The sequence below is a fragment of the Sulfobacillus harzensis genome, assembly GCF_012933365.1.
Taxonomy (GTDB): domain Bacteria; phylum Bacillota; class Sulfobacillia; order Sulfobacillales; family Sulfobacillaceae; genus Sulfobacillus_B; species Sulfobacillus_B harzensis.
On record NZ_JABBVZ010000061.1, the window covers coordinates 1 to 21,487 of the forward strand.

24 protein-coding genes are annotated in these 21,487 nt (G+C 56.7%); 16 read left to right on the forward strand and 8 right to left on the reverse strand.

Translation table 11 applies throughout. From position 1 onward, the window contains the following. The first annotated feature begins 632 nt into the window (after positions 1-632). The gene (gene murB / locus HIJ39_RS15055; protein WP_169101134.1) at positions 633-1,583 is read left to right on the forward strand and encodes a UDP-N-acetylmuramate dehydrogenase; all 951 of its coding nucleotides are present in this window, start codon (positions 633-635) and stop codon (positions 1,581-1,583) included. A 492-nt stretch (positions 1,584-2,075) separates the two neighbouring features. On the opposite strand, the gene HIJ39_RS15060 is transcribed toward murB, so the two are convergent. Continuing rightward, complete coding sequence (locus HIJ39_RS15060) at positions 2,076-4,028, reverse strand: (Fe-S)-binding protein (RefSeq protein WP_243239734.1); 1,953 nt, start codon at positions 4,026-4,028, stop codon at positions 2,076-2,078. A 467-nt stretch (positions 4,029-4,495) separates the two neighbouring features. On the opposite strand from HIJ39_RS15060, the gene sufB reads away from it, so the two are divergent. Both sufB and HIJ39_RS15070 read left to right on the forward strand, forming a co-directional pair. Continuing rightward, positions 4,496-5,893: a Fe-S cluster assembly protein SufB gene (gene sufB / locus HIJ39_RS15065; protein ID WP_338055193.1), complete on the forward strand. Its 1,398-nt coding sequence runs from the start codon at positions 4,496-4,498 to the stop codon at positions 5,891-5,893. Positions 5,894-5,924: 31 nt separating this feature from the next. Beyond that, on the forward strand, positions 5,925-6,440 hold the full coding sequence (locus tag HIJ39_RS15070; protein ID WP_169101138.1) for an NADH-quinone oxidoreductase subunit B: 516 nt from the start codon (positions 5,925-5,927) through the stop codon (positions 6,438-6,440). Positions 6,441-6,502: 62 nt separating this feature from the next. Here HIJ39_RS15070 and HIJ39_RS15075 read toward each other — a convergent pair whose 3' ends face one another. Next, positions 6,503-7,579, reverse strand: coding sequence for a P-loop NTPase (locus tag HIJ39_RS15075; protein WP_169101140.1), 1,077 nt, complete (start codon positions 7,577-7,579; stop codon positions 6,503-6,505). A 21-nt stretch (positions 7,580-7,600) separates the two neighbouring features. Next, the gene (locus HIJ39_RS15080; protein WP_169101142.1) at positions 7,601-7,906 is read right to left on the reverse strand and encodes an iron-sulfur cluster assembly protein; all 306 of its coding nucleotides are present in this window, start codon (positions 7,904-7,906) and stop codon (positions 7,601-7,603) included. A gap of 287 nt (positions 7,907-8,193) precedes the next feature. Here HIJ39_RS15080 and HIJ39_RS15085 point away from each other — a divergent pair, with 287 nt between their 5' ends. The 8 genes from HIJ39_RS15085 (at position 8,194) to HIJ39_RS15120 (ending at position 12,946) form a co-directional block, all read left to right on the forward strand. Next, a complete protein-coding gene (locus HIJ39_RS15085; RefSeq protein WP_169101144.1) occupies positions 8,194-8,661 on the forward strand; it encodes a hemerythrin domain-containing protein in 468 nt (155 codons plus the stop codon). Next, positions 8,661-9,299, forward strand: coding sequence for a class I SAM-dependent methyltransferase (locus tag HIJ39_RS15090; protein ID WP_169101145.1), 639 nt, complete (start codon positions 8,661-8,663; stop codon positions 9,297-9,299). Before HIJ39_RS15085 ends, HIJ39_RS15090 begins: the two co-directional genes overlap by 1 nt. Before the next feature lie 101 nt (positions 9,300-9,400). Beyond that, entirely contained in the window at positions 9,401-9,748 is a 348-nt protein-coding gene (locus tag HIJ39_RS15095; protein WP_169101147.1) for a cupin domain-containing protein, read from the forward strand. 16 nt (positions 9,749-9,764) lie between these two features. Beyond that, positions 9,765-10,043, forward strand: coding sequence for a 4Fe-4S binding protein (locus HIJ39_RS15100; RefSeq protein ID WP_169101149.1), 279 nt, complete (start codon positions 9,765-9,767; stop codon positions 10,041-10,043). Positions 10,044-10,077: 34 nt separating this feature from the next. After that, positions 10,078-11,394: a hypothetical protein gene (locus HIJ39_RS15105; RefSeq protein ID WP_169101151.1), complete on the forward strand. Its 1,317-nt coding sequence runs from the start codon at positions 10,078-10,080 to the stop codon at positions 11,392-11,394. A gap of 21 nt (positions 11,395-11,415) precedes the next feature. Next, positions 11,416-11,868, forward strand: coding sequence for a hypothetical protein (locus tag HIJ39_RS15110; protein ID WP_169101153.1), 453 nt, complete (start codon positions 11,416-11,418; stop codon positions 11,866-11,868). 71 nt (positions 11,869-11,939) lie between these two features. After that, a complete protein-coding gene (locus tag HIJ39_RS15115; protein WP_169101155.1) occupies positions 11,940-12,446 on the forward strand; it encodes a glycosyltransferase family 4 protein in 507 nt (168 codons plus the stop codon). Further along, complete coding sequence (locus HIJ39_RS15120) at positions 12,392-12,946, forward strand: glycosyltransferase (RefSeq protein WP_169101157.1); 555 nt, start codon at positions 12,392-12,394, stop codon at positions 12,944-12,946. Before HIJ39_RS15115 ends, HIJ39_RS15120 begins: the two co-directional genes overlap by 55 nt. 5 nt (positions 12,947-12,951) lie before the next feature. Here HIJ39_RS15120 and HIJ39_RS15125 read toward each other — a convergent pair whose 3' ends face one another. The 5 genes from HIJ39_RS15125 to HIJ39_RS15145 form a co-directional block, all read right to left on the reverse strand. Then, a complete protein-coding gene (locus tag HIJ39_RS15125) occupies positions 12,952-13,419 on the reverse strand; it encodes a DUF2249 domain-containing protein (RefSeq protein ID WP_169101159.1) in 468 nt (155 codons plus the stop codon). A gap of 23 nt (positions 13,420-13,442) precedes the next feature. Continuing rightward, on the reverse strand, positions 13,443-14,714 hold the full coding sequence (nuoF, locus tag HIJ39_RS15130; protein ID WP_169101161.1) for an NADH-quinone oxidoreductase subunit NuoF: 1,272 nt from the start codon (positions 14,712-14,714) through the stop codon (positions 13,443-13,445). 21 nt (positions 14,715-14,735) lie between these two features. After that, positions 14,736-15,062, reverse strand: a complete 327-nt coding sequence (locus tag HIJ39_RS15135) for a non-heme iron oxygenase ferredoxin subunit (RefSeq protein WP_169101163.1) — start codon at positions 15,060-15,062, stop codon at positions 14,736-14,738. Then, entirely contained in the window at positions 15,037-15,417 is a 381-nt protein-coding gene (locus HIJ39_RS15140) for a hypothetical protein (protein WP_169101165.1), read from the reverse strand. Before HIJ39_RS15140 ends, HIJ39_RS15135 begins: the two co-directional genes overlap by 26 nt. A 165-nt stretch (positions 15,418-15,582) precedes the next feature. After that, positions 15,583-16,272 carry a peroxiredoxin gene (locus HIJ39_RS15145; RefSeq protein WP_338055194.1) on the reverse strand — a complete coding sequence of 230 codons (690 nt, stop codon included), beginning with the start codon at positions 16,270-16,272 and terminating at the stop codon, positions 15,583-15,585. Positions 16,273-16,565: 293 nt separating this feature from the next. On the opposite strand from HIJ39_RS15145, the gene HIJ39_RS15150 reads away from it, so the two are divergent. Genes HIJ39_RS15150 through HIJ39_RS15170 form a run of 5 tightly spaced genes read left to right on the forward strand, consistent with a single transcriptional unit; the run spans position 16,566 to position 21,414 of the window. After that, positions 16,566-17,135, forward strand: a complete 570-nt coding sequence (locus HIJ39_RS15150) for a cob(I)yrinic acid a,c-diamide adenosyltransferase (protein WP_169101169.1) — start codon at positions 16,566-16,568, stop codon at positions 17,133-17,135. A gap of 31 nt (positions 17,136-17,166) precedes the next feature. Further along, entirely contained in the window at positions 17,167-18,366 is a 1,200-nt protein-coding gene (locus HIJ39_RS15155; protein ID WP_169101171.1) for a hydroxymethylglutaryl-CoA reductase, degradative, read from the forward strand. Then, the gene (gene mvk / locus HIJ39_RS15160) at positions 18,363-19,304 is read left to right on the forward strand and encodes a mevalonate kinase (protein ID WP_169101173.1); all 942 of its coding nucleotides are present in this window, start codon (positions 18,363-18,365) and stop codon (positions 19,302-19,304) included. The genes HIJ39_RS15155 and mvk overlap by 4 nt, the downstream gene beginning before the upstream one ends. Continuing rightward, positions 19,301-20,308 carry a diphosphomevalonate decarboxylase gene (gene mvaD / locus HIJ39_RS15165; protein WP_169101175.1) on the forward strand — a complete coding sequence of 336 codons (1,008 nt, stop codon included), beginning with the start codon at positions 19,301-19,303 and terminating at the stop codon, positions 20,306-20,308. The genes mvk and mvaD overlap by 4 nt, the downstream gene beginning before the upstream one ends. Next, complete coding sequence (locus tag HIJ39_RS15170) at positions 20,305-21,414, forward strand: phosphomevalonate kinase (protein WP_169101177.1); 1,110 nt, start codon at positions 20,305-20,307, stop codon at positions 21,412-21,414. Before mvaD ends, HIJ39_RS15170 begins: the two co-directional genes overlap by 4 nt. The last annotated feature ends 73 nt before the right edge of the window (positions 21,415-21,487 follow it).

Below are 21,487 nucleotides of genomic sequence, written 5' to 3' on the forward strand. Positions count from 1 at the left end.
ACGGTCGCAGAGGTCCCGGGATTTCACAAAAATCAATGAGAACAACAGGTTTCACACAAAAAACTAAGGTAGGAGGAACTATCCCAGTTGGACGAACGTCGCAGCGTGAGCTAGGGTCCCCCGAGCGGCTGGCAACGGATTCATGAATCCGCATGATGGAGGACGGCGCGGGCGACGCGTTTCCCACCGCTGGGTTCATCCAGTGCACATGTTGTGCCTCGCCTGGGCACTGAGCCGCCGCCATCGCATCGTGTCGTACATGGTCCTGAGGGTCGATAGGCTCATTCGGTACCTGGTGGACGTCTGGGCGGCATGGTAGCGTTGCTTAGGAAAAAAGCGTACCCAACGGTACTTATTGAGGCTAAATTGGGATGTTCTGCGCTTTCTCGGCTCTCCAGAGCGAATGGAGTATGTTCATCCGTCATCAGCATGTTACGTTATGCCTAGCGTCCGCCTAGGATTTTCTTATCACCAGAGGGGCGGTTCGTGTGCACGCCCATGTTTCGGTTGCCTTTTTGTGATAGCGGTCACCGTATGGCCGCGGCTTCGGTGAGACGATACTTATTAAGCATCTAACGCCTCATTGAAGGTTGTTGCCACCGGGAGAGAGAACCCTGGGAGGCGGATGGGTTATGTGCAAGAGTCTCGCGCCGGAGAGGGCCGCGTGGACGACACGCTACGGCCAACTGTACAGGCAATTGACGGCGGTTTTAAATCCGGAACAAATTAAGATCCATGAACCGATGCGTGTCCACACCTATTCCCGGATCGGAGGACCAGCGGACATTGCGGTATTTCCTCGGGACTACCACGAGGTCAAGGAGGCGCTCGCCTTAGCCAACCGATTCGGTGTACCACACTGGATTGTCGGGAATGGCTCCAATCTTCTAGTGCGCGACGGGGGCGTATCTGGTATGGCTATTATCCTTACGGGTTTGACTGGAGTGGAACGCCGGGATGACCTTCTGGTCGCTCGGGCGGGGGTGCCAGTCATAGCCCTCGCGCGAATAGCACTCAAGGAGCAACTCAGTGGTCTTGAATTCGCCTCCGGGATCCCAGGGAGTGTCGGAGGGGCCGTCCGTATGAATGCGGGGGCTTACGGCGGACAAATGTCGGACATCTTGGAATCCGCCGTGGTCTTGACCATGCAGGGCGACGTATCACAGGTCACCAAAGGTCAATTGGGACTTGTGTATCGCGATAGTGCCATTGAGGCTAATGATTGGGTGGTATTGGAGGGCGCCTTTCGGCTCCGTCCGGGAGACCACCGGGCCATCCAGGACTGCATGGATGATTTGGGACGGAAGCGGCGTACCAAACAGCCACTAGAATATCCCTCCTGCGGCAGTGTGTTCAAACGTCCACCGGGCGATTACGCCGGACGTTTGATTCAAGCGTCCGGCCTGCAAGGAATGCGGATCGGTGGCGCTCAGGTGTCCACCAAGCACGCGGGTTTTATCGTGAATGTCGGTCATGCCAGTTGTTCCGACTATGTTGACCTGATTCGCCATGTACAGGCTGTCGTCAAGCGGGAGCAGGGCGTAGAATTGGAGCTGGAAGTGAAAATCGTCGGGGACGATTAAGCGGCTTGACTCGGGACAATGAGATATGGGACTCGATAATGCTGTCTCGCCACGATGCCGCAGGCACAAGTCGTGCCACCTCATCCACCCTACTGTGCTGGTCCATTTCGACACGCCGGTGGGCGCCCAACCCATATTCGAAACGGATTTGCTGTCTTTCGGAATATCTTACGGGTGTGCTTTCCTATAACGGACCGCCGAAGGCTCCTACGCCCGATGTCAAGGAACCGCCCGAAGCGACCCATGACTACGCCAGGGCTCGAAACGCCTAAGGAACGCACACCCATGTACTCCGTCGCATTGGTCTCTCCCCATCGGCCGTCGCGTGCGACGCAGGTCCGCCATCATGACGGACCTTAACATGCGCTTTGCGAGGAGCGCCCCCCACAGGCAACGGATGAGGGTTCTGTGGGGGAAACATCCTGGATGCCCTCTAGGACGCGTGCGGCCCGGGGCTCCTTACGACACGCGAGAGCGACCAACTGCCTGATTCTATGATTGCGGCGCTTCCAACAGCTCGGCAAGATCCTTGACAGGCATTGAGCCGGATTCCTCAGAGACGCCATCCGTTAACATAATGAGGCAGTAGGGACAACCGGTGATTAGCTGATCGGCGCCTACATCCAACGCTTCTCGAGACCGGTTGCGGTTAATGCGGGTTCCGGTGCGCTCCTCCATCCACATCCGGCCCCCACCCGCTCCGCAACAAAAGCCGTTCTCTCGGTGGCGCGGCATTTCTTTCAGGTCTAGCCCGGTGTCGGCAATAATCTCACGCGGCGCGTCATAAACGCCGTTATGGCGACCAAGGTAGCACGGATCGTGATAGGTTACGGATCCTGTTTCCTCCGACTTGACGGAACGAAGTCGGCCTTCGGCCAGCAGTTTTTGCAGAAATTGACTATGGTGATACACCGCGAATGATCCCCCGAAGGCGGGATATTCATTGGCAAACGTATTGAAGCCGTGCGGGCAACTGGTCACGATGGTGGTTACCCCAGCCTCCTTGAGTGTTTCGATATTTTGCGTTGCCATGGTTTGAAAAAGGTACTCCTGACCCATACGGCGGGCGGGATCTCCCGTGCACCGCTCCAGACTCCCCATGACACCCACGTCAACCCCCGCGTCCCGCATGAGTTGCACGGTGCGGAGAGCGGCTTTCCGTGCGCGGGGATCAAAGCTGGCCGCGCAACCCAACCAATAAATAACCTCCGGTTTGTCCCCTTTCGACACGTCTTTGATGCCGGCTTCTTCGGCAAAGCTTTTCCGACCATCATCAGGAAGCCCCCACGGGTTGCCGGATCCTTCTATGCCACGGAAAGCGCGCGTGACATCGGCCGGGACGTTGCCCTGAGTCAGCACCAGGTCTTGGCGCATAGGAATAATTTTGCTTAAGTGATTGTTATCGACGGGGCAGGCGTTGACGCAGGCGCCGCACGTCGTGCAGTCCCACAAGGCCTGGTTACTAATGATGTTCCCCGCTAAGATTTCATCGGCTGCCGTGAGTTCGTCTCCACTCGCCGCCTGCTCAGAAACGCGATCCAACTGATGGCGCAAATCAATCATGAGTTGCATCGGTGAGAGAACTTTCCCGGTTTGGTGGGCCGGGCATACGTCATCGCAACGTCCGCATTGGACGCAGGAGCAGGGATCCATCATATCCTTCCAGGACAGATCGTCAACACGGCTCAGGCCAAAATGGTCGGCGTCCTCATCGGTAAAGTCGATGGGAGAGATGGTGCCGCTGGGGGCTTTGGACTTGAGCAAAATATTGAATGGGGCCACTACCAGGTGAAAGTGCTTGGAGTAGGGAAGATAGACCAAGAAACCTAATTCGGCCACCAGTTTAATGGCATCAAATACGAAGCCCAGCGAGGGGCGCCGAACATACGGGGCAAGGATGTGGTGCAAGATCCACGTTCCGAGCGGCGCATACCCGAAGACCAGGTGATGTGCCAAACCCCAGGCTTCACGGCACAAATCCGTCAGGACAATGACCACGATGAGAATAAGGATGATGGCGGCGTCGAGATTTCGTCTGAGACGCGGCGTGTGAAAGAGATAGCGCTTGATAAAGGCCATTGCCGATGCCACGACAACCAATCCCGCGAAAATGTCGTCGATCGGGGTCAACCAGACATCCAGCCAATAGGGCTGGGGCGCAAACCGCATCCACGCGCCTTGCCACAGAAACCAGAGCGTATTCACGGTGAGAAACACGAAGCCCCAAAAGATGACGAAATGCGCCACACCCGAATAGCGGTCACGAAAGAGTTTTTTGTGCAAGAGCACTTCGTGGACGACATCTCGACCGCGAACAAGGAGAGAACCCTCAATCCGATACGGTTGAGCTCGGGACAACACAAAACCCTTTTCACGAACCATGAGGCCAAACCACAGTGCGGAAAAGACCATGGTCAACAGGAAAAACAGCTGAAAACTATTCAATGGAACACGCCTCCATTTTGAGCCCACGCTGTGAAAGCTTCGTCTTTTTATTGGCTCCCTTTTAAGACACCGGAAGCATGGCCACGGTATCGACCAAACGCCCAAGGAGCGGGCGATTAGCGGTTGGCGGGATGAAAAATCCAGTGCTCATGCGCGTCCCAACGACTCCAGAGCGACTTGGGACAGGGAGATTTTGACGCGGTCAACCTGTCGAAAGGGCCAAAAGTGTCGACATCTGCCCAACCTGTAGTGTATTGGACATACAATCCGAAACTGTGACGGACATCACACAGTTTGTCTTCTTTGCATGGTCGGCTTCCCAAATTTGTTGGGAAGGGTCGCTAATATTTCGACAAATCGTGATGGTTGTCACAAACGCTTCCGTCCTTCGGAAGGACAATGGCCATAGGAGTTTTTGTTTTGGGGCCTATGACCTCACAACGGCATCAGCATGGAGGTGTGACCTAGTGGCGGTAAATCCTTTGGTATCGACGGATTATCAATATGGATTCAATGACGGTGACGTTGGCGTACTCAAGTTTGCCCACGGACTCCGTCGTGAGACCGTGGAAGAATTGTCCCGCATCAAAAAGGAGCCCAAGTGGATGCTTGACTTCCGCCTGCACTCCCTGAATGTGTTCTGGAAGAAGCCCTTGCCGACCTGGGGCGCGGATCTCAGTGCGTTGAACTTTGATGACATCGTTTACTATGTTAAGCCTGCCGACAATCAGGGTCGAACCTGGGATGAGGTGCCCCAGGCCATCAAGGACACGTTTGAACGCTTAGGCATTCCTGAAGCCGAACGGAAGTTTTTGGCCGGGGTCTCTGCGCAATATGAATCAGAGGTTGTCTATCACAGCATTCGCGACGATTTGAGAAAGCAGGGCGTGATTTTTCTCGACACGGATTCGGCACTGCGGGAATTTCCTGAGCTTGTCCGGGATTATTTCGGGACCGTAATCCCTCCCGAAGATAATAAGTTTGCTGCGTTGAACTCGGCTGTGTGGTCGGGGGGCTCTTTCGTATATATTCCTAAGGGTGTCAATTGTGACGTACCTCTCCAGGCGTATTTCCGCATCAACTCGGAAAATATGGGCCAATTTGAGCGGACGTTGATTATTGCTGAAGAGGGCTCATTTGGCCACTATGTCGAAGGTTGCACAGCTCCGAGTTACAACAGTCAATCACTTCACTCGGCGGTCGTCGAAGTGGTGGTGAAGGATCAGGCAAGAATGCGCTACACCACGGTGCAAAATTGGGCAGCCAATGTCTACAACTTGGTTACCAAGCGTGCCGTGGCCTACCAAGACGCTACCATGGAGTGGGTTGACGGCAATTTTGGCTCCAAAGCCACGATGAAGTACCCGTCCGTCTACTTAGTGGGCGAAGGTGCCAAGGGCATGGTCCTCTCCATCGCCGTAGCCGGACATGGACAACATCAGGACACCGGCACCAAGATGGTTCACATCGCCCCGCACACCACCTCGACGGTGGTGTCAAAATCCATTAGTCAGCACGGAGGAAAGACCACCTATCGTGGCTTGGTGCACTTTGCCCCGACGGCTGACGAGTCCAAGGCTAACGTGCGCTGTGACACGCTTATTATGGACGATGACTCGTCCTCGGATACCATTCCTTACAGCGAGGTTGAGCATGCCAATGTCGCCATGGAGCATGAGGCTACGGTCACCAAAGTGAGTGAAGAGGCTCTTTTTTATCTGATGAGTCGAGGCCTGACGGAAGAGGAAGCGACCCGAACGGTTGTGATGGGGTTTGTGGAGCCGTTTACTCGGGAACTCCCCATGGAATTCGCGGTCGAGATGAATCGGCTCATTAAGTTTGAGATGGAAGGCGCCATCGGATAAGGGCGTTTCTGGGCTGGGGAGGCGTGGGCGGATGAGCTTGATCAGCACCAAAGAGGATTTGGAAAAGGGCATTCTCTTTACGACCGTAGATAAAGCGGTGCGATGGGCGCGAAAATCGTCCATTTGGCCGGCCACCTTCGGGTTGGCTTGCTGCGCGATTGAGATGATGAGCGCGACTGATTCCCGATACGACATTGCTCGTTTTGGGTCAGAGGCCTTTCGGGCGTCACCCCGCCAAGCCGATTTGATGATTGTCGCCGGCCGGGTTAGCCAAAAGATGGCGCCCGTGCTCCGGACCATTTGGGAGCAGATGCCTGAACCGAAATGGGTCATCGCCATGGGAGCCTGTGCGTCATCGGGCGGGATATTTGACAACTATGCCATTATTCAGGGCGTGGACCACATCGTGCCGGTCGACGTTTATGTGCCTGGGTGTCCGCCCACACCGGAAGCTCTGGTCTTTGGCGTTTTAAAACTTCGGGAGAAAATTGATCGCGGCCTGCCTCCGAAATATCGGGAACTGGCCGGCCAGCGGACGGCCCACTAAGAAGAGTCAAGATATCGCGGGCAGTGGGTTGTCTCACTGCCCGCGATTTGGTGGGTGAGCGGTTATGGCTGCAGGGAAACGGGGCCGGTAGGCACGAGATCGGTCTCCACCACCGTTTGCGCCAATTTGCGGTAGATGGTTTCGGCGGGGTTGCCTTCCGGCACCAACCCGCTGACTCCGCTGTCGCCTTGAATAACCCAGGGGATTTTAGCTAACACGGGTATCGCCAAGTTTTTCCCAACGAGTTCGGCGCCCCCCTGTCCCAGGGGATACCATGCGTAGCCACACTCGGGGCAATTCATGAATGACATGTTTTCCACCACGCCGAGCAGGCGACGATCCATGCTGCGGGCCATTTGCCCAGCCCGCTCGGCAACCCGGGCCGCATTGTGGTCTGGTGTGGTCACCAAAACGGCGGCGGCTTTAGGAAAGTATTGATGGATGTCCATGGCAATGTCTCCCGTGCCTGGCGGCAAGTCCAGTATTAAGTATTCCGGATTATTCCACACCGTGTCCTCCATCATTTGGCGAATCGCCTTGCCTAGCATGGGGCCACGCCACATGACCGGCGCATTGTGACCGACGAAAAACTTCATGGACATCACATCAATGCCCTGAACCCGCGGCGGCACGAATCGCCGTTCTTGGGACTTGACTGGCTCGGTCAGCTGCAACAGGTCGGGGACGCTGAAGCCATAGATATCACAGTCGAGAATGCCGGTGCGAAAACCCAGCTGCGCCAAGGCGCGGGCAAGATTAATGCTGACGGTTGACTTCCCGACACCGCCTTTGCCGCTGATGACCGCAATCATTTTTACACCCACCGGGGTCCTGGGAGGGGCTTGCCCGGGTTTGGCAATCTTTCTGGCGTGCTCAGCCTGTTCCTTGGAACGAGGAATGATGCGAACATCCGTGACATCAGGGTATTGGCTTTTAATGAACGCCCCCAGGGCCGTGCGATGAGACTCGGCGACAGCCTTTCCTTGCCAGACGTCATCCACGTGAAGATTGACGCGCGTGCCATCAGCGTGTGGTTCCACGGCAACGTCCTGGATATACCCTAACTTAAGAGGCTGAAGTCCGTCGTCCGTTTTGAATCCCGCCAGCCCTTGCAAAATCTCTTTTGGTGTTAAAGCCATGGGACTCTCCTTCACTCGCCCTTAGGCGAATCCGAAATATCGCTTGGCGTCCTCCGACATCATGGCGGGTTCCCATGGGGGGGACCAGACCACATTCACGTTGGCATCGTCAACGCCGTCAATGGCCAACAGCCGCTGGTGGGTTCCTTCCCGAATATAGTCGGTGGCAGGGCACCCAGGGGTGGTCATGGTCATGACAATGTCTACTGCCTTGTCGTTAATGGTGATGCCGTAAATCAAGCCGAGATCGACGATGTTGTACCCGAGCTCCGGATCAATCACATCCTTCAGGGCCTCCTTAACGACGTCTTCGGTGACTTCGCTCACGGCTAATGCCTCCTTCAGGTCACAGGTCTCAGCGCTATTATTCCGCTGTGGGTGCGTAACAAACGTGATCGTGATCACGCGAGGGTTACGGGATCTTGACGGCGAATTCGTAATTTATGTCACAGACCACCCTAGGGAGGCTGTGCCATTTATGACGAGGGCGGGCATGATCATGGGGAATGTCTCATTCGCCCGCTCCACATCATGGGGGCAAGAAAGCGCCCTTTGGAAAGGCTAAGGATGGGGACGCCGCCCAAGGGATGTTTTAAACGTTAGGGGGAAATACCGTGGATTTAATCGCACAGCTGACCCAAGAACACCAAGACTACGTCCTGAAGCTTTCGAGATTGGCGGAGGTGATCGAAGGCATCCGGGTTAATGGCCGAGGGGACTATTTCATTGAAACTTTAGACGAGCTTTTAAAGCCGTTGACCGTTGACTTAGACGACCACGCGCGCCGGGAGGAAGATTTCCTGTTTCCGCGACTTCTAGAGCGGGCGCCCGATAGTCCGGTGCCGGTCATGATTGCCGAACATGTGGAAATTCGTGACCGAAGTGCCGCGTTTGGACAGTGGTACCCCGCCTGGCGAGAAGGGGACGACAGCGCCTATCAGCGGTGGGCAGATGCTGCGCTTGACTTGCGCGGAAAATTTTCGGCCCATATGCAAAAGGAGAATTTGATCCTTTTCCCCTTGGCCCGGCGGGTGCTGACGGCCGAGGAGATACAACAATTAACGAGGCTGGGCGATCGGTAATGGCACAGCACCAGGTCAATGCCGGGGGCCCGGATTGGGTCAGTCTGGAATATCTTTTCCGCGCTTTTCCGTCTTCCCGTGTGCAACGTCAGGCCTGGCGTCAAGCATGTGAAGCGGTTGACGCGGCACTATTGGCACGAGGTCATCATGGATTGCCCGCGTTGATTCCAGGCTTGGTTCACGCACGCTTAGCGACCGCTCTTTTAGCGGCGGGTTATCGTTCCAAGCGGGATCTTCAGGAACGGAGCTTTTTGTGCTTAGGATGTCATGCCGGTCTCGAAGTCCGCATTTTACGCGACTTCGGCGCGTCGCAGGCTCTGGGCATAGAAATTCGCCCCGATGTGGTGGCGGCGTCCTTGACGGCTGGCCTGATTGCCCCAGGCGACGTTGTTGTCCAAGATTTTTGGGAATATCTCAAAGAGATGGGCCATGAGACATTTGACACGGTGATTGCGCTTGCCCCCCAGAGGTTGCCGATGGAACGGCTGTGGGCGTTGTCCCAATCACGGCTGGTTGTTGGAGGACTGATGGTGGTCGTTGCTCAAGACACCGATGTGCTCTCCATCCCTCAAGCGACAACAATAGGTCCGGCGATGGAGGGAACAATGAGCTGGTACCGCCTGCAACGGGAGCGCTAATTTTATCCCCTCTGTGGCGGATCGTCGTGACGATTGTCACGTCGGACCGTCGCGGGTCCGGATATGGTGAGTGAGACAGAACGAATGAGGAGGGGTATCGGATGTGGAATGTTGAGGATCCCAGCTTGTACAACGCGGATCACCTGGTCGTGCGGCACATCTACGAGTCAGATCATGCGGCCGTCGTTTGGTTTGGCTTCAAAGCCGACCAAATATTGAAGGACCATGAGACGAGCAGCACGGCCATCATTGAAGTGCTGAAAGGCCGAATTCGGCTTAACACGGCCACAGAACAGATTCTCGAGGCGGGTCAAGGTGTGCAATTGGAGCCCAACGAGCGGCACGCTTTAACAGCCCTGGCCGACTCTGTTGTTCAACTGTTGCTGGTTCCACACCCGCGATACCACAGTTTGGCCAGCGAGGTCGGGCTCGGTTCGAACAAGAAATAGGACTGGGGGGATTACGGTGGCTCACGTTATCACGCAACGTTGCGTCGGGGTCAAGGACCAGAGCTGCGTCGAAGTATGCCCGGTGGACTGCATTCACCCGGCCTCGGATTTGGATGGACAGGAGGCGTTTGATGACCACCCGCAACTGTACATCGACCCCGATGTGTGTATCGATTGCGGGGCCTGTGTACCGGCCTGCCCAGTGGAGGCGATTTTCTACATCGATGACGTGCCAGAGGAGTATCAGGACGACATTGAGGGCAACCGGGACTTTTATCGCACCTGGTCTCAATGAGGCGATCACATCCGGTTAAAAAGGGGGGCGCACGATGCGCGGGGTCCGCTTATCTAGATGGAGTATGAGTTATTTTACTGTGGCGGTGGGATCGCTGCTAGTGGCCGAGGCACTTTGGGCATCCGGGTTGCCGACACCTCTTCACGACATCGGTGAGCCATGGGTGTTGGCCGGTGTTCATTTGACGACCATCGGCTTTCTAACCCTCTTAATGATGGGGGCGCTCCATCAGTTCGTGCCCGTGCTTACGGAGACCGAATTAGCGAGCCAGTCCTGGTCGGGCATTACCCTGTTGACAGTGACCACCGGGTTGCTGGGCATGGTCTTGGGTTTTCTCGCTTTGCCTGGTGGACCGTTACCGCCGATGGCATGGCTATTGCCTACAGGCGGGAGCCTGGTCGTCCTTGGCGTAATCATGGCGCTCATAAATCTTGGGGTGACGTTGAAACGGGCCTGGCCCTGGGCGCTGCCAGCATGGCTGGTGGCAACCGGACTGGCCTATTTGCTCTTAACCGTACTGGTGGGGTTGTTGCTCGCATTGTCTTTGGCCGTTCCGGACCTTTTTTCGGCGCACCAGTTGTCTGTAATGGGTGGGCGGGGGCTGGCTTCGCATGTGATGGCGGGCGTTGGCGGCTGGCTGACACTCACGGCTATGGGAGTATCCTATAAGCTTTTGGCCATGTTTACGCTGTCTGACGAACATCGCGGTATTTGGGGTTGGACCGCCTATGTGGCAACGGCACTGGGCATATTGGCTGCGTGGTTGTCACGATGGTTGGATTGGAATCGGGTGGCCGATGTCGCTTGGATCGTTGTTCTTATTGGGCTCGCCCTTTATCTTTGGGACATGCGGGCGCTCTACCGGGCAAGAAAACGGCGGCAGTTGGAGCTGAATGCGCGGTACGGCGTCATCCCTTTATCCTTTTTAGGGGCGCTAGTCGTGGCGGGAATCGTTGTGCGCTTGGGCGGAGCCCTGGCGCGAATCGACATTGCCCTGGTCTTTTTCGCTCTCTATGGCTGGTTGGGGGGCCTTGCCCTCACGCAATTGTATAAAATCATTCCATTTCTCACCTGGCTTAACCAATTTGGAAATCGGATGGGCAAGGGTCGTGTTCCTCGGGTGCAAGAGCTGGTGAATGAGCCGCGGGATCGCTACGCCTACATCGTCTATTTTTCGATGGTGATATTGGGCACGGTGAGTTTGGCGGTGAGATGGTTTGAGGGATTTCGCCTTGCTGAAGCCCTTGCATTTATCGCGACTCTGGACATCGCCCGCGCCCTCTATCAAGCCGCGCACCCTGTGACACAGCCATCGCCGTCCGGTACGCCGCAGCCTGGTGGGATCCGTTGATAAACGAGAAGGAGGAAAGCCGTGAGATTGGACTTGTGGAATGCACCCGAAGACGGGAATTTGACCGGCCGTTTGGAAAGCTGGTGGAATCAGGCAGACGCCCAGGATCGGGTGCTCACGGTGGGGCTTTCGGATCCTGAGTTGGAGAACGTCAGGCAAAGACTTGGAACCGACCCGGTGGCGGTTTATCGCGGACAGGCGGGGACGGCAGCCCTGTGGCTTCCCCGGGCGGCCGCCGAGTTTCAGGAACGACAACAAAAGGAGCACCAGCAACTCCTTCTCATCTTGCAAGAGGCGTTAATCAAGATCGCGGAAACCGACACCGATTTGGCGTCGCGTTTGGCGGCCCGGGCGTACGTCAATCTGAAAACCGATCCCAAAGGTCAACGCCGCTATGACGGCCTGTTGCATCGGTTTACCGGGGTGTTGCACCGTCGGCCTAATGGGAATGCGGCGGAGCACCAGAATTCATGATGGCTGCCCGCCCCCGACGTATCGTTCATCTAGTATATTTTCCCCCGGCGATGCCCGGAGGTGTGTCGAGTATGATACCGGACTTAGCGCAAGCGCAACAGGAACGCGGTATCCGAACCACGGTGCATTGGTCGCGGTTCGCAGTTAGCCAAGGAATCACGATGAGCGCCATTCTCGCCTACCGCAGTAGTTTATCGACGCTCGACGTGCCGCCTGGCACGGTGCTTCATGCCCATCATCCACTGGCTGCGATCGCGGCCCACGCCTGGATGCATCGGGTTGGACGGATTGTTCCCTTAATATTGACCGTCCATGGTCTGCCTTCCCCAGCAGAACAGCCGTTGCTGAAGCGGGCGCTGCACATGGCAGATATTAATGTGGCGGTCTCTCGTTATTTGGCGACGACGTTGCTTCAGATGCCGGGATACCCCGTTCATGCGGTGGTTCATAACGGCGTGGACGTCCAGCGTCGGTTTCGCCCGCGCCCGCTGGCACCGATTGGCCGCGGGGTGGGCTCGCATCGGTGTCCCGGTTGGAACCTGAGAAGGGATTTCCCGAGACGGCGGGGGTCTTTCTAGAACTCTTACGCTTAGGTGTGCCCGTGACATGGACAATTGTGGGCGACGGCAGCGAGCGGGCCAATCTGCTCCGGCACTTGCGCCAAAATGGTGCGTTGCGGCAGGTGCGGTGGACGGGCTTCCAAGCTCACCCCGAGGAGTGGCTGGAACACTGCAATCTTTTTGTTCTGTTGTCGCGCCAAGAAGCGTTCGGGAACGCTTTTGTCGAAGCGAACAGTATGGGCCTTCCGATGGTAGCACCCCGTATCGGAGGGATCCCCGAGCATCTCATCGACGGCTGTAACGGCATGGCGGTCAACGCAGTCGACGCGCGCAATATTCGGGCCGCCGCTCTAGCGATTCGCGCACTTTACAGAACACCCCGCCGGTGGCAAACATTGCGGCGGGGCGCCATTCTCGAGGCGGAACAGTTTTCGCTGACAACGATGGCAGAGGAGTATCTCGCCGTCTATCGTTGGGCGGAGGTCGCCAAAGACAGGCTGGATGCGGTCGGTAGCTAAGCTTGTTAGGGATGAACTCGACGAATGACCAAACGTGTACCTTGACGATCCCAACTCGAGTCTATGTCGACCTCGGCGCCGGCCGTCCTTAGGACATTGAGATGCTGAGGCGATGGCTTCTCCCCGAGCCACGCCGCAAATGTTTCGCCTATTTTCAGACGGCGTAGGACGCCCGCCAATTGGAAAATGGCATTGTCCATGGGCATTGCATGGCGATCGACTAACGGCAGGTCTCCCCGCTCGGCTTCAGGTGTTTTCCTGAAGGTCACGATCACGTGTTCGGGTCCTTTCGTCTCGACGACACACGAAAATCCCCGGGCTTCCATGACCGATTCCAGCGGCCGCGGATCGAACGTGTTGGTCAGCACGAAATCTTGTCCCGGGGTTAACTTTTCCACCGCTTTCATGATGTAGGGAAAAGGTTCCTTTCCTTCACGTTGAAATGGGCGAGCATCAAATTCCAATGGCTCCATCGGATCGACCCCCTTTTATGGTATTACGCTGAAGTCGGGAGGACAGGTGCCATCGGGCAGCCATGTTCCTCAATATGCTGAATAAACTCGGAGCGGAAGTATTTCATGGCGCTCAACATAAATGGAAGCGAGGCATCTCCTAGGGGACAAAGGCACTTCCCACTGACATTGTCCGCAATATCGGGTAGACGGTCTAAATCGTCATACGTGCCCGCGCCGCTTTCAATGCGCTCCAAAATTGCGGTCATCCAATACGTGCCTTCTCGGCACGGGGTACACTTGCCGCAGGACTCAGTGCGATAGAATTTGAGAAGCCGGGCGGCCGCACGCACCATGCAGACCGTGTCGTCCAACACCATCACGCCGCCGGATCCCAACATCGAACCGGCTTTCGCCAGCGATTCATAGTCGAGCGGCACGGAGAAATTATCCGGGACCAATAACGGAACCGAACTTCCGCCGGGGATTACAGCCTTAAATGCGTGACCGGGGAGGGGGCCACCAGCGAACTCCTGCAGGAGCGTATCGAGCGGGGTCGCCAACGGTAATTCATAATTTCCGGGGCGGGCAATACGGCCGCTTACCGAGAATATTTTTAAACCGGGCGAATCCGGCGTGCCATACTGCCGGTACCAATCAGCGCCGTGAATCATAATCTGGGGAAGGTTAGCCACCGTTTCTGCATTGTTCACCACGGTAGGCGCTCCATAGAGGCCGACTAGGGCGGGAAATGGGGGCTTAACCCGGGGGTGGCCCCGCTTACCTTCCAAGGATTCCAGCAACGCTGTTTCTTCGCCGCAAATGTAGGCTCCCGCGCTACGAAAGACCCGGAGGTTTACGGAGAATGAGGAACCGAAAATCGTTGGCCCGATGTACCCCGCTTGCTTCGCTTCATCGCGTGCGCGGAGCAACGATTCGTATCCGTTCAGCAATTCTCCGCGAACAAATATGAACGCGTCTTCGGCCTTGAGCGCATAGGCGGCAATGAGCGCTCCCTCAATTACCTGATGAGGGTTATGCTCTATAAGCTCACGATCTTTAAAGGTGCCCGGCTCCGCTTCATCCGCACCCACTAAATAGCGGGTGGGCGCCGATCGATCGAGAAAGCTCCACTTCCGCCCGGTGGGAAAGCCAGCCCCGCCTCGTCCCCTCAATCCCGAGCGAGAGACTTCATCCAGCACCCGCTCGGCATCCTGGGACACGGCCTGACGAAGTCCGTCGTAACCGCCATGGTCGCGGTAGACGCTAAGCTGGTCAAGGTTAGGGATGTCTCGATGTCGCAATAAATAGTGCATTGACCATCCTCCTCAAGCGCGCTATAGGTCATCCGGCGAGAGAAACACATCGGTGCCCTCGACGCGAACCGGGAAAACATCGATGGGAACGATGGCCGGCATTTTCACCGCCCTGCCGGTGCGGATGTCGAACTGCCCGCCATGCCGGGGGCAGGTTACAACGTACCCGTGATATTCTCCCTCGCAGAGCGATGCCTCCGCATGCGAACAGGTGTCATCGGTGGCATACACGACGTCATCGACGCGATAAAGGGCGATGGCACGGTCATTAAGCTCAACAAGGAATGGGATCGTGGCGTCGATGTCCTGCACATCGGCGACTCTAACCCAACTTTTTGAATCGGTCATGGGAAACACTCCTTTGGGCGGTCGTGGCATGCGATTTGATGTAGGTGCCGCTCATCCAGGCTTTGCGCATATGACGCAACATGGGGGAAAGAGGAATGCCTGCATAAACGCCGGCACTATTCAAGTCCTCAGTGTTTTCTAAGAGGCGCCGCAACCCGCCCCCCACGTCCCCTAATCGATCGTCTTCGGCCAAGATGCTTAAGACGGCGCGGTCTAGCCCAATGATTAAGTGATCCTCGACGGGCACCGTAAGAGCAATGCCCACGTCTCCTCCCAGATCATCCACAATCAATCGCCACGGTCCGTCCCAGTATTCGCCGACTATTCCCTCCCATACGCGCCACCAAGGAATCATCCAATACCCCTTCTCTCAGCAAAACTGACGTTATCATTCCCACAATCTAAGCATGCCTCGCGGATGGCCGTGGTAACGTGATTTTCATCACAGGCGTGGTATTGCCCATAAAGCCACCCCGCTGAGCCCTCTGATGCCGGGAGGGCTCAGCAAGATGCTGTGCCGTCATTCATTAACTTTGTAATACCAGCTTTTATAGCCGGGTTGGTTGGAATCCCGCCACCGCTCTCTTAATGCAGCGGTTGAATCAGGCGCCGGACTCAAGGTGGGTTTTCCTGGTGTCCAATTTGCCGGGATGGCACAACCGCCACTACTAGTGTTTTCTTGGAAGGCATCAAAGACCCGCAACATCTCATCAATATTCCGGCCAATGGCAGCCGGATAGGAGAGGGTGGCGCGAATTGTCAAGTTGGGGTCAATAAAGAAAACACTCCGTACGGTGGCCGTCCGCGTATCATGCCCCACCATGTTGTATAACCGCGCGACTTTGAGGTCGAGGTCGGCGATTACCGGAAATGGCACATCCAGGTTAAAGGTGTGTTTGATGCTGTCAATCCAGGCGAGGTGTGAATACACCGAGTCCACGGAGAGCCCTAATAGCTGGACATCGCGCTGCCGAAATTCCTCATATCGCCTTGCCAAGGCGACAAATTCAGATGTTCAGACCGGGGTGAAGTCAGCGGGGTGCGAAAAGAACATAAGCCAATGGCCTTTGAAGTCTTCCAATCGCACCGTTCCCTGGGTTGAGGCTGCTTCGAAATCCGGGGCCCGGTCCCCTATTTGGAGAAAAGACTGACCGGGTTCATTTTCTGGTAACATGCAAGACCCTCCTGCTCTTGAAGTTTCGCCAATCATGACCGCCTACGGCGTCAACGGCGAAGAATTCCCGAGATCAGCATGGGCTATTGGGATAACGCACGACGTGATGGGGATCACAGACCTGGGCGGGGGCCAAACCCAGACCTATGAGTTGTTCGGGCACGCCAACTTTGGGTCTGGGACCAAGTCGTTGCCGCGAGTCATGGTATAGCCCCTCCCGTGACTCCGAGCCGGACGATGGCTGGATGCCTTATTTGTGACTTTGGTCACCATCGTGCGGCAAGCAAGTGAAATGATAGACGTGATACTCATGAAAGAAGGGCTTCGGGATGCCAATTTACACACGGAGGGGCGATCAAGGGAAAACCCAGGTGATTGGAAGCCCCCGACGTTTTAAGGACGATGCCCGTGTTCAAGCGTACGGCGCCGTGGATGAAGCCGGGGCGATTATCGGGGTGGCGGTGAGTTTTCTTGGAACTGACGAAAAGTTTAAGGACATCCACGAGATTCTTTCCGCGGTTCAGCAAACACTTTGGGACGTGGGAGCGGATTTGGCGCGCGTTGACGACGCGCAACATCCTTATCGGACCACGGCTCAGAATGTCCAGCATCTTGAGCGCATCATTGACGACATGCAAGAGCAATATCGGCCATTGGAGCGGTTTATTTTACGCGGAGGAGCACCAGTGGCTGCACTGTTGCATTGGGCATGCACGGTGGTTCGCCGCGCTGAGCGGGATGTGGTTCACCTCCAGCAAATCGAAGGGATTCATCCGACGGCCGTTCAGTATCTTAACCGCTTGTCGGACTTGCTGTTCGTGCTGGCTCGGGTGGTTAATGCCCGCAGTGGACAGGCTGAGATAGAATACGTGCGCAGTGCGCGCGTGTTTCACGGGTGAGCCTGGATAAGCATTTAAAGGAGGACGTTTGATGACATCGCGGTTGCCCGGTTTTTACACGCTTCCGGTTGAGGAACGGCTGCGCTTAATCGCCTCGCTGTGTGACTTAACACCGGATGAAGCCCACGCTTTGTTGCCCGGCCAAGGGTTAAGCTTGGACCAAGCGGACAAAATGATCGAAAACGCGCTGGGGGTCTTTGTCATCCCGTTTGGGATTGCCACCAATTTCCTGGTCAATGGGGAGAGCCATTTTGTGCCCATGGTCGTCGAGGAGCCATCCATCGTGGCGTCAGCCAGCAATACGGCGAAGATTGTCCGGAAGGCGGGCGGCTTTACGGCTACCTCAACGGGGCGACAGATGGTTGGACAAGTTCAAGTCGTGCACTGCAGCGATTGGGAATCGGCTCGCCAGCGTCTACTCCAAAAGAAGGGCGAGTTGCTCGCACGCGCCAATGAGGCGCGTCCAACAATGACGGCGCGCGGTGGCGGGGCGCTTGACCTAGACGTTAAAGTACTAAACGGTAACGGGGACAGGGGCTGGCTTCCCATGTTGGTGGTCCAAGTGACGATTGACACGCGTGACGCGATGGGAGCCAACGTGATTGATACCATGATGGAGGCCATTGCCCCGGATGTTGAAGCCATAACCGGCGGGACAGTTTATCTTAGAATTCTATCGAACTACACGGATACATGCTTGGCACAGGCCCAGTGCACCATTCCTGCGGAGCTTCTCGGGACTAAGACCTTGGATGGCGTGGAGGTTCGCGACCGAATTATCGCAGCCTACGCCTTTGCCGAATTAGACATATATCGCGCCGTGACCCATAACAAGGGAATTATGAACGGCATTGACGCGGTCGCCGTGGCCACCGGCAATGATTGGCGGGCGCTTGAGGCGGCAGCCCATGCTTATGCTGCTCGAGGTGGGCGTTATCGCTCGATGACAGAATGGGAAATCGGGGAACATGGGGAGTTGGTCGGACGTCTCGAGCTACCGATGCCGGTTGCTACGGTCGGGGGCGCCACATCTGTTAACCCGGTGGCGAAAACGGCACTCAAACTTCTCAACGTAACCCATGCCGCCCAGTTGGCCGAAATTATGGTGTCCGTGGGGTTGGCGCAAAATCTGGCTGCACTTCGCGCCCTGGTCACCGAGGGAATTCAGCGGGGCCATATGGCACTTCATGCGCGTGCTCGCCAAGCGATCAGTTCCCCGGTGAAGCAATGACCCTGACAAATCAAGGGACGGGGCGTGCCCACGGCAAGGCGATTTTGATGGGTGAGCACGCCGTGGTATACGGATTCCCAGCGATTGCCGTTCCGCTCCCCGATCTCAAGGTCACCGCTACGGCCACCTTAAGGGAAGGCGACAGTTGGCTGGCATGTTCCTATTATCAGGGGCCGCTTGGGGATGTTCCGGGCGAATTGGCGGGGCTGCATCTCCTGGTTGCCGAGGTGTTGAAACGGTTCCGATGGCAATGGTCCGTTGGGGTATCCATAGAATCGGACATTCCCGCGGGTTATGGGTTGGGCTCGAGTGCCGCTGTTGCGGCTGCGGTGGCTCGGGCGTTGTATCATCTGGCGGACGCCGCGCTCTCACGAGAGGCGTTATTGGACTTGGTGGCTATTAGCGAAACCGTGTGTCATGGGGCGCCAAGCGGAGTCGATGCGCTGGTCACAACCGGCTTGAACCCGCTATGGTTTGTGCGAGGCAACAGTCCGGAACTCATCAGCATTCCCGTCCCAATGTTCCTGGTGGTGGCCACATCATCCCAGTCCTCCAACACCCGGGATACCGTGCAACAGGTGAGGGTTATGCAGGAGCGATTAGGATCGGGAGCTGGCCCTGTTCATCGTATCGGAGCCTTAACCGTGGCTTCCCGGACAGCCATTGAACGTGGCGATTATCCGTACTTGGGCGCTTTAATGATTGAAGGGCATCGGGAATTAGCCGCGTTAAATGTCACAACGCCTGAGTTGGAGCACTTGATCGCCACCGCCATCCATCATCACGCGCTGGGAGCGAAATTGACGGGCGGCGGTGGGGGTGGCTCAATCATTGTGCTCGCGCAAGATGCTTGTCAACAACGGCAATTGGCGGACGTTTTGAGCACGGCAGGAGCTGTCAGAGTGTGGACTCCGGTCATACAGGGGGCCACTAGTTGAAAGGGCTGAATCCAATGGAAGAAGGTCTTGCGCGGGCCCATATCAATATCGCGCTGGTCAAATACTGGGGGAAGCGCGACCCGCGCCTCAACCTTCCTATGAACGGCAGTATTTCCGTCACTCTCGACCATTATTTCGTCACAGCCTCCGTCGCCATGGAGCCGCGGCGTCAGGAAGATCGTTTATGGGTGAATGGAGCTCAGGCATCCCCACAAGAAACGCAGCGTGTCTCAAAATTTTTCCAGCGCCTTAAAGAGTATGCGGGGGTTTCAGGGGGCATTGTGGCGCGAACGACGGCCAACGTCCCTATGGCGTCGGGATTGGCGTCATCATCGGCGGTATTCGCTGCCTTAACCAAGGCTTTTTCGCTCTCCCTGGGGCTCCCCTGGTCCTCCTCGGAGCTGTCACGCCTTGCTCGCCTCGGTTCCGGTTCAGCCAGCCGGTCAATCCATGGAGGTTTTGTCGAGTGGGTCAAAGGGATTCGGAATGACGGCGAGGATTCGTATGCGGTCCCGCTAGCGACGATGGACAGTTGGCCATCATTGGCTTTCGTGGTGGTGCAGGTGGCTGCAGGCCCGAAGGCCGTGTCCAGTCGCGAGGGGATGCAACGGGTGGTTCAGACTTCGCCATTATATCCAGGGTGGCTGGCAAGTGTTGACCATGATCTGACCAGGGTTCGCGATGCCATTTACCGGCAAGATCTGTCTCTGCTCGGATCAGTGGCGGAATCCAATGCTCTGAAAATGCATGCCACGGCACTTGCGGCCGTTCCGCCGCTCGTCTACTGGACCGGCGCTACGGTGTCCGTGATTCGCCGCGTTCAAGAGATGCGGGCTGCGGGGATAGAGGCCTACGTCACCATTGATGCCGGCCCTCATCCGGTGGTTTTGGTGGAACATCATCAGGCAGCCGACCTGGCCTATGCGTTATCAACGATACCTGACGTAGTAGAAGTGGTCACGACCCAGCCCGGCCCAGGCGTCGAGGCGGTTTCCGCTATATGATGGCTGTATCGGTTCGTGCCCCCGGTAAGCTGATGTTGATGGGCGAATATGCTGTCACCGAACTAGGACATCCCGGCGTCGTCGCAGCTGTCGACCGCTACCTTCATTGCCGAATTAGCAGCGGGCAGTCCTTTTCCGCGATCTTTGGCAATGGGGATGCCCATGCTGTGGTCGTGGAGGCTCCGGGCTGGAGTCCCCTGTTAGACCGAATAGCCGCTAAACCCGACTTGCGACTGGCCGCCCAGGCGTTGGTTGTCTTGGATCAATATTTTCGAGCCTTGCATCTGGACCCTCGTCCCTTTCATCTGGTGACTTTCAGTGACCTTCAGGCACCATCTGGGACGAAATATGGGCTGGGGTCGAGTGCTGCATTGACAGTGGGGGTTGTCTCGGCTCTCCTAAAATGGACGCTCCCATGGTCGCCGCGCAAGGAGGAGATTTTTAAGTTGGCCGCGTTGGCGCATCTTGCCGTTCAGCCGCGCGGGTCATTGGCTGATGTCGCCGCCGGGGTCTTTGGCGGCATCATTCATTACGAACGCTTTGACCCTGGATGGGTTAGCCAATATGCCGCCAGCCAGAAACTTACCGAACTGATCGAGCGCCCATGGCCTGGACTCGTGGTCAAACCCCTCGACACGCGTTCAGCCGTTCCATGGCAAGTCGGCTGGACAGGTCAGTCAGCGTCAACCCCCGCCTTGTTAGATCGTGTCGCTCGGTTTTGTGAAGCACATCCCGATGAATTTGCCCGTTTCTTAGCGCGGAGCGATACGGCCGTTGGCCATTTTGTGAAGGCCCTCGTCGCTCGGGATGGGCCGGCAATCATCGAGGCGGTGCGAAAAAACCGCCACGCACTGAAAGAATTGAGCGAACGAGCGCAACTGGGCATCGAAACGCCGATGATGAGGGCTGCGTTAAACATGGCGGAAGCCTGGGGAGGGGCGGGAAAGTCTTCCGGTGCGGGCGCTGGAGACATCATCGTGGCGTGGATGCCCGGAACTCAGAACGCCCGACTCCGTCAAGCGTGGAATCGCCTCGGCATTGCGACCCTTCCCTTACGGATTGAGCCGGCGGGCGTAGTGCTTAACGTCGTGGAGCATTCCGATTGAACCTCCCCGGCCTGAAGGCCGGAGATTCTGGGGGAACCGCGGTTGCTGTGTCGGCGGGCCGTGAGACCCTGGG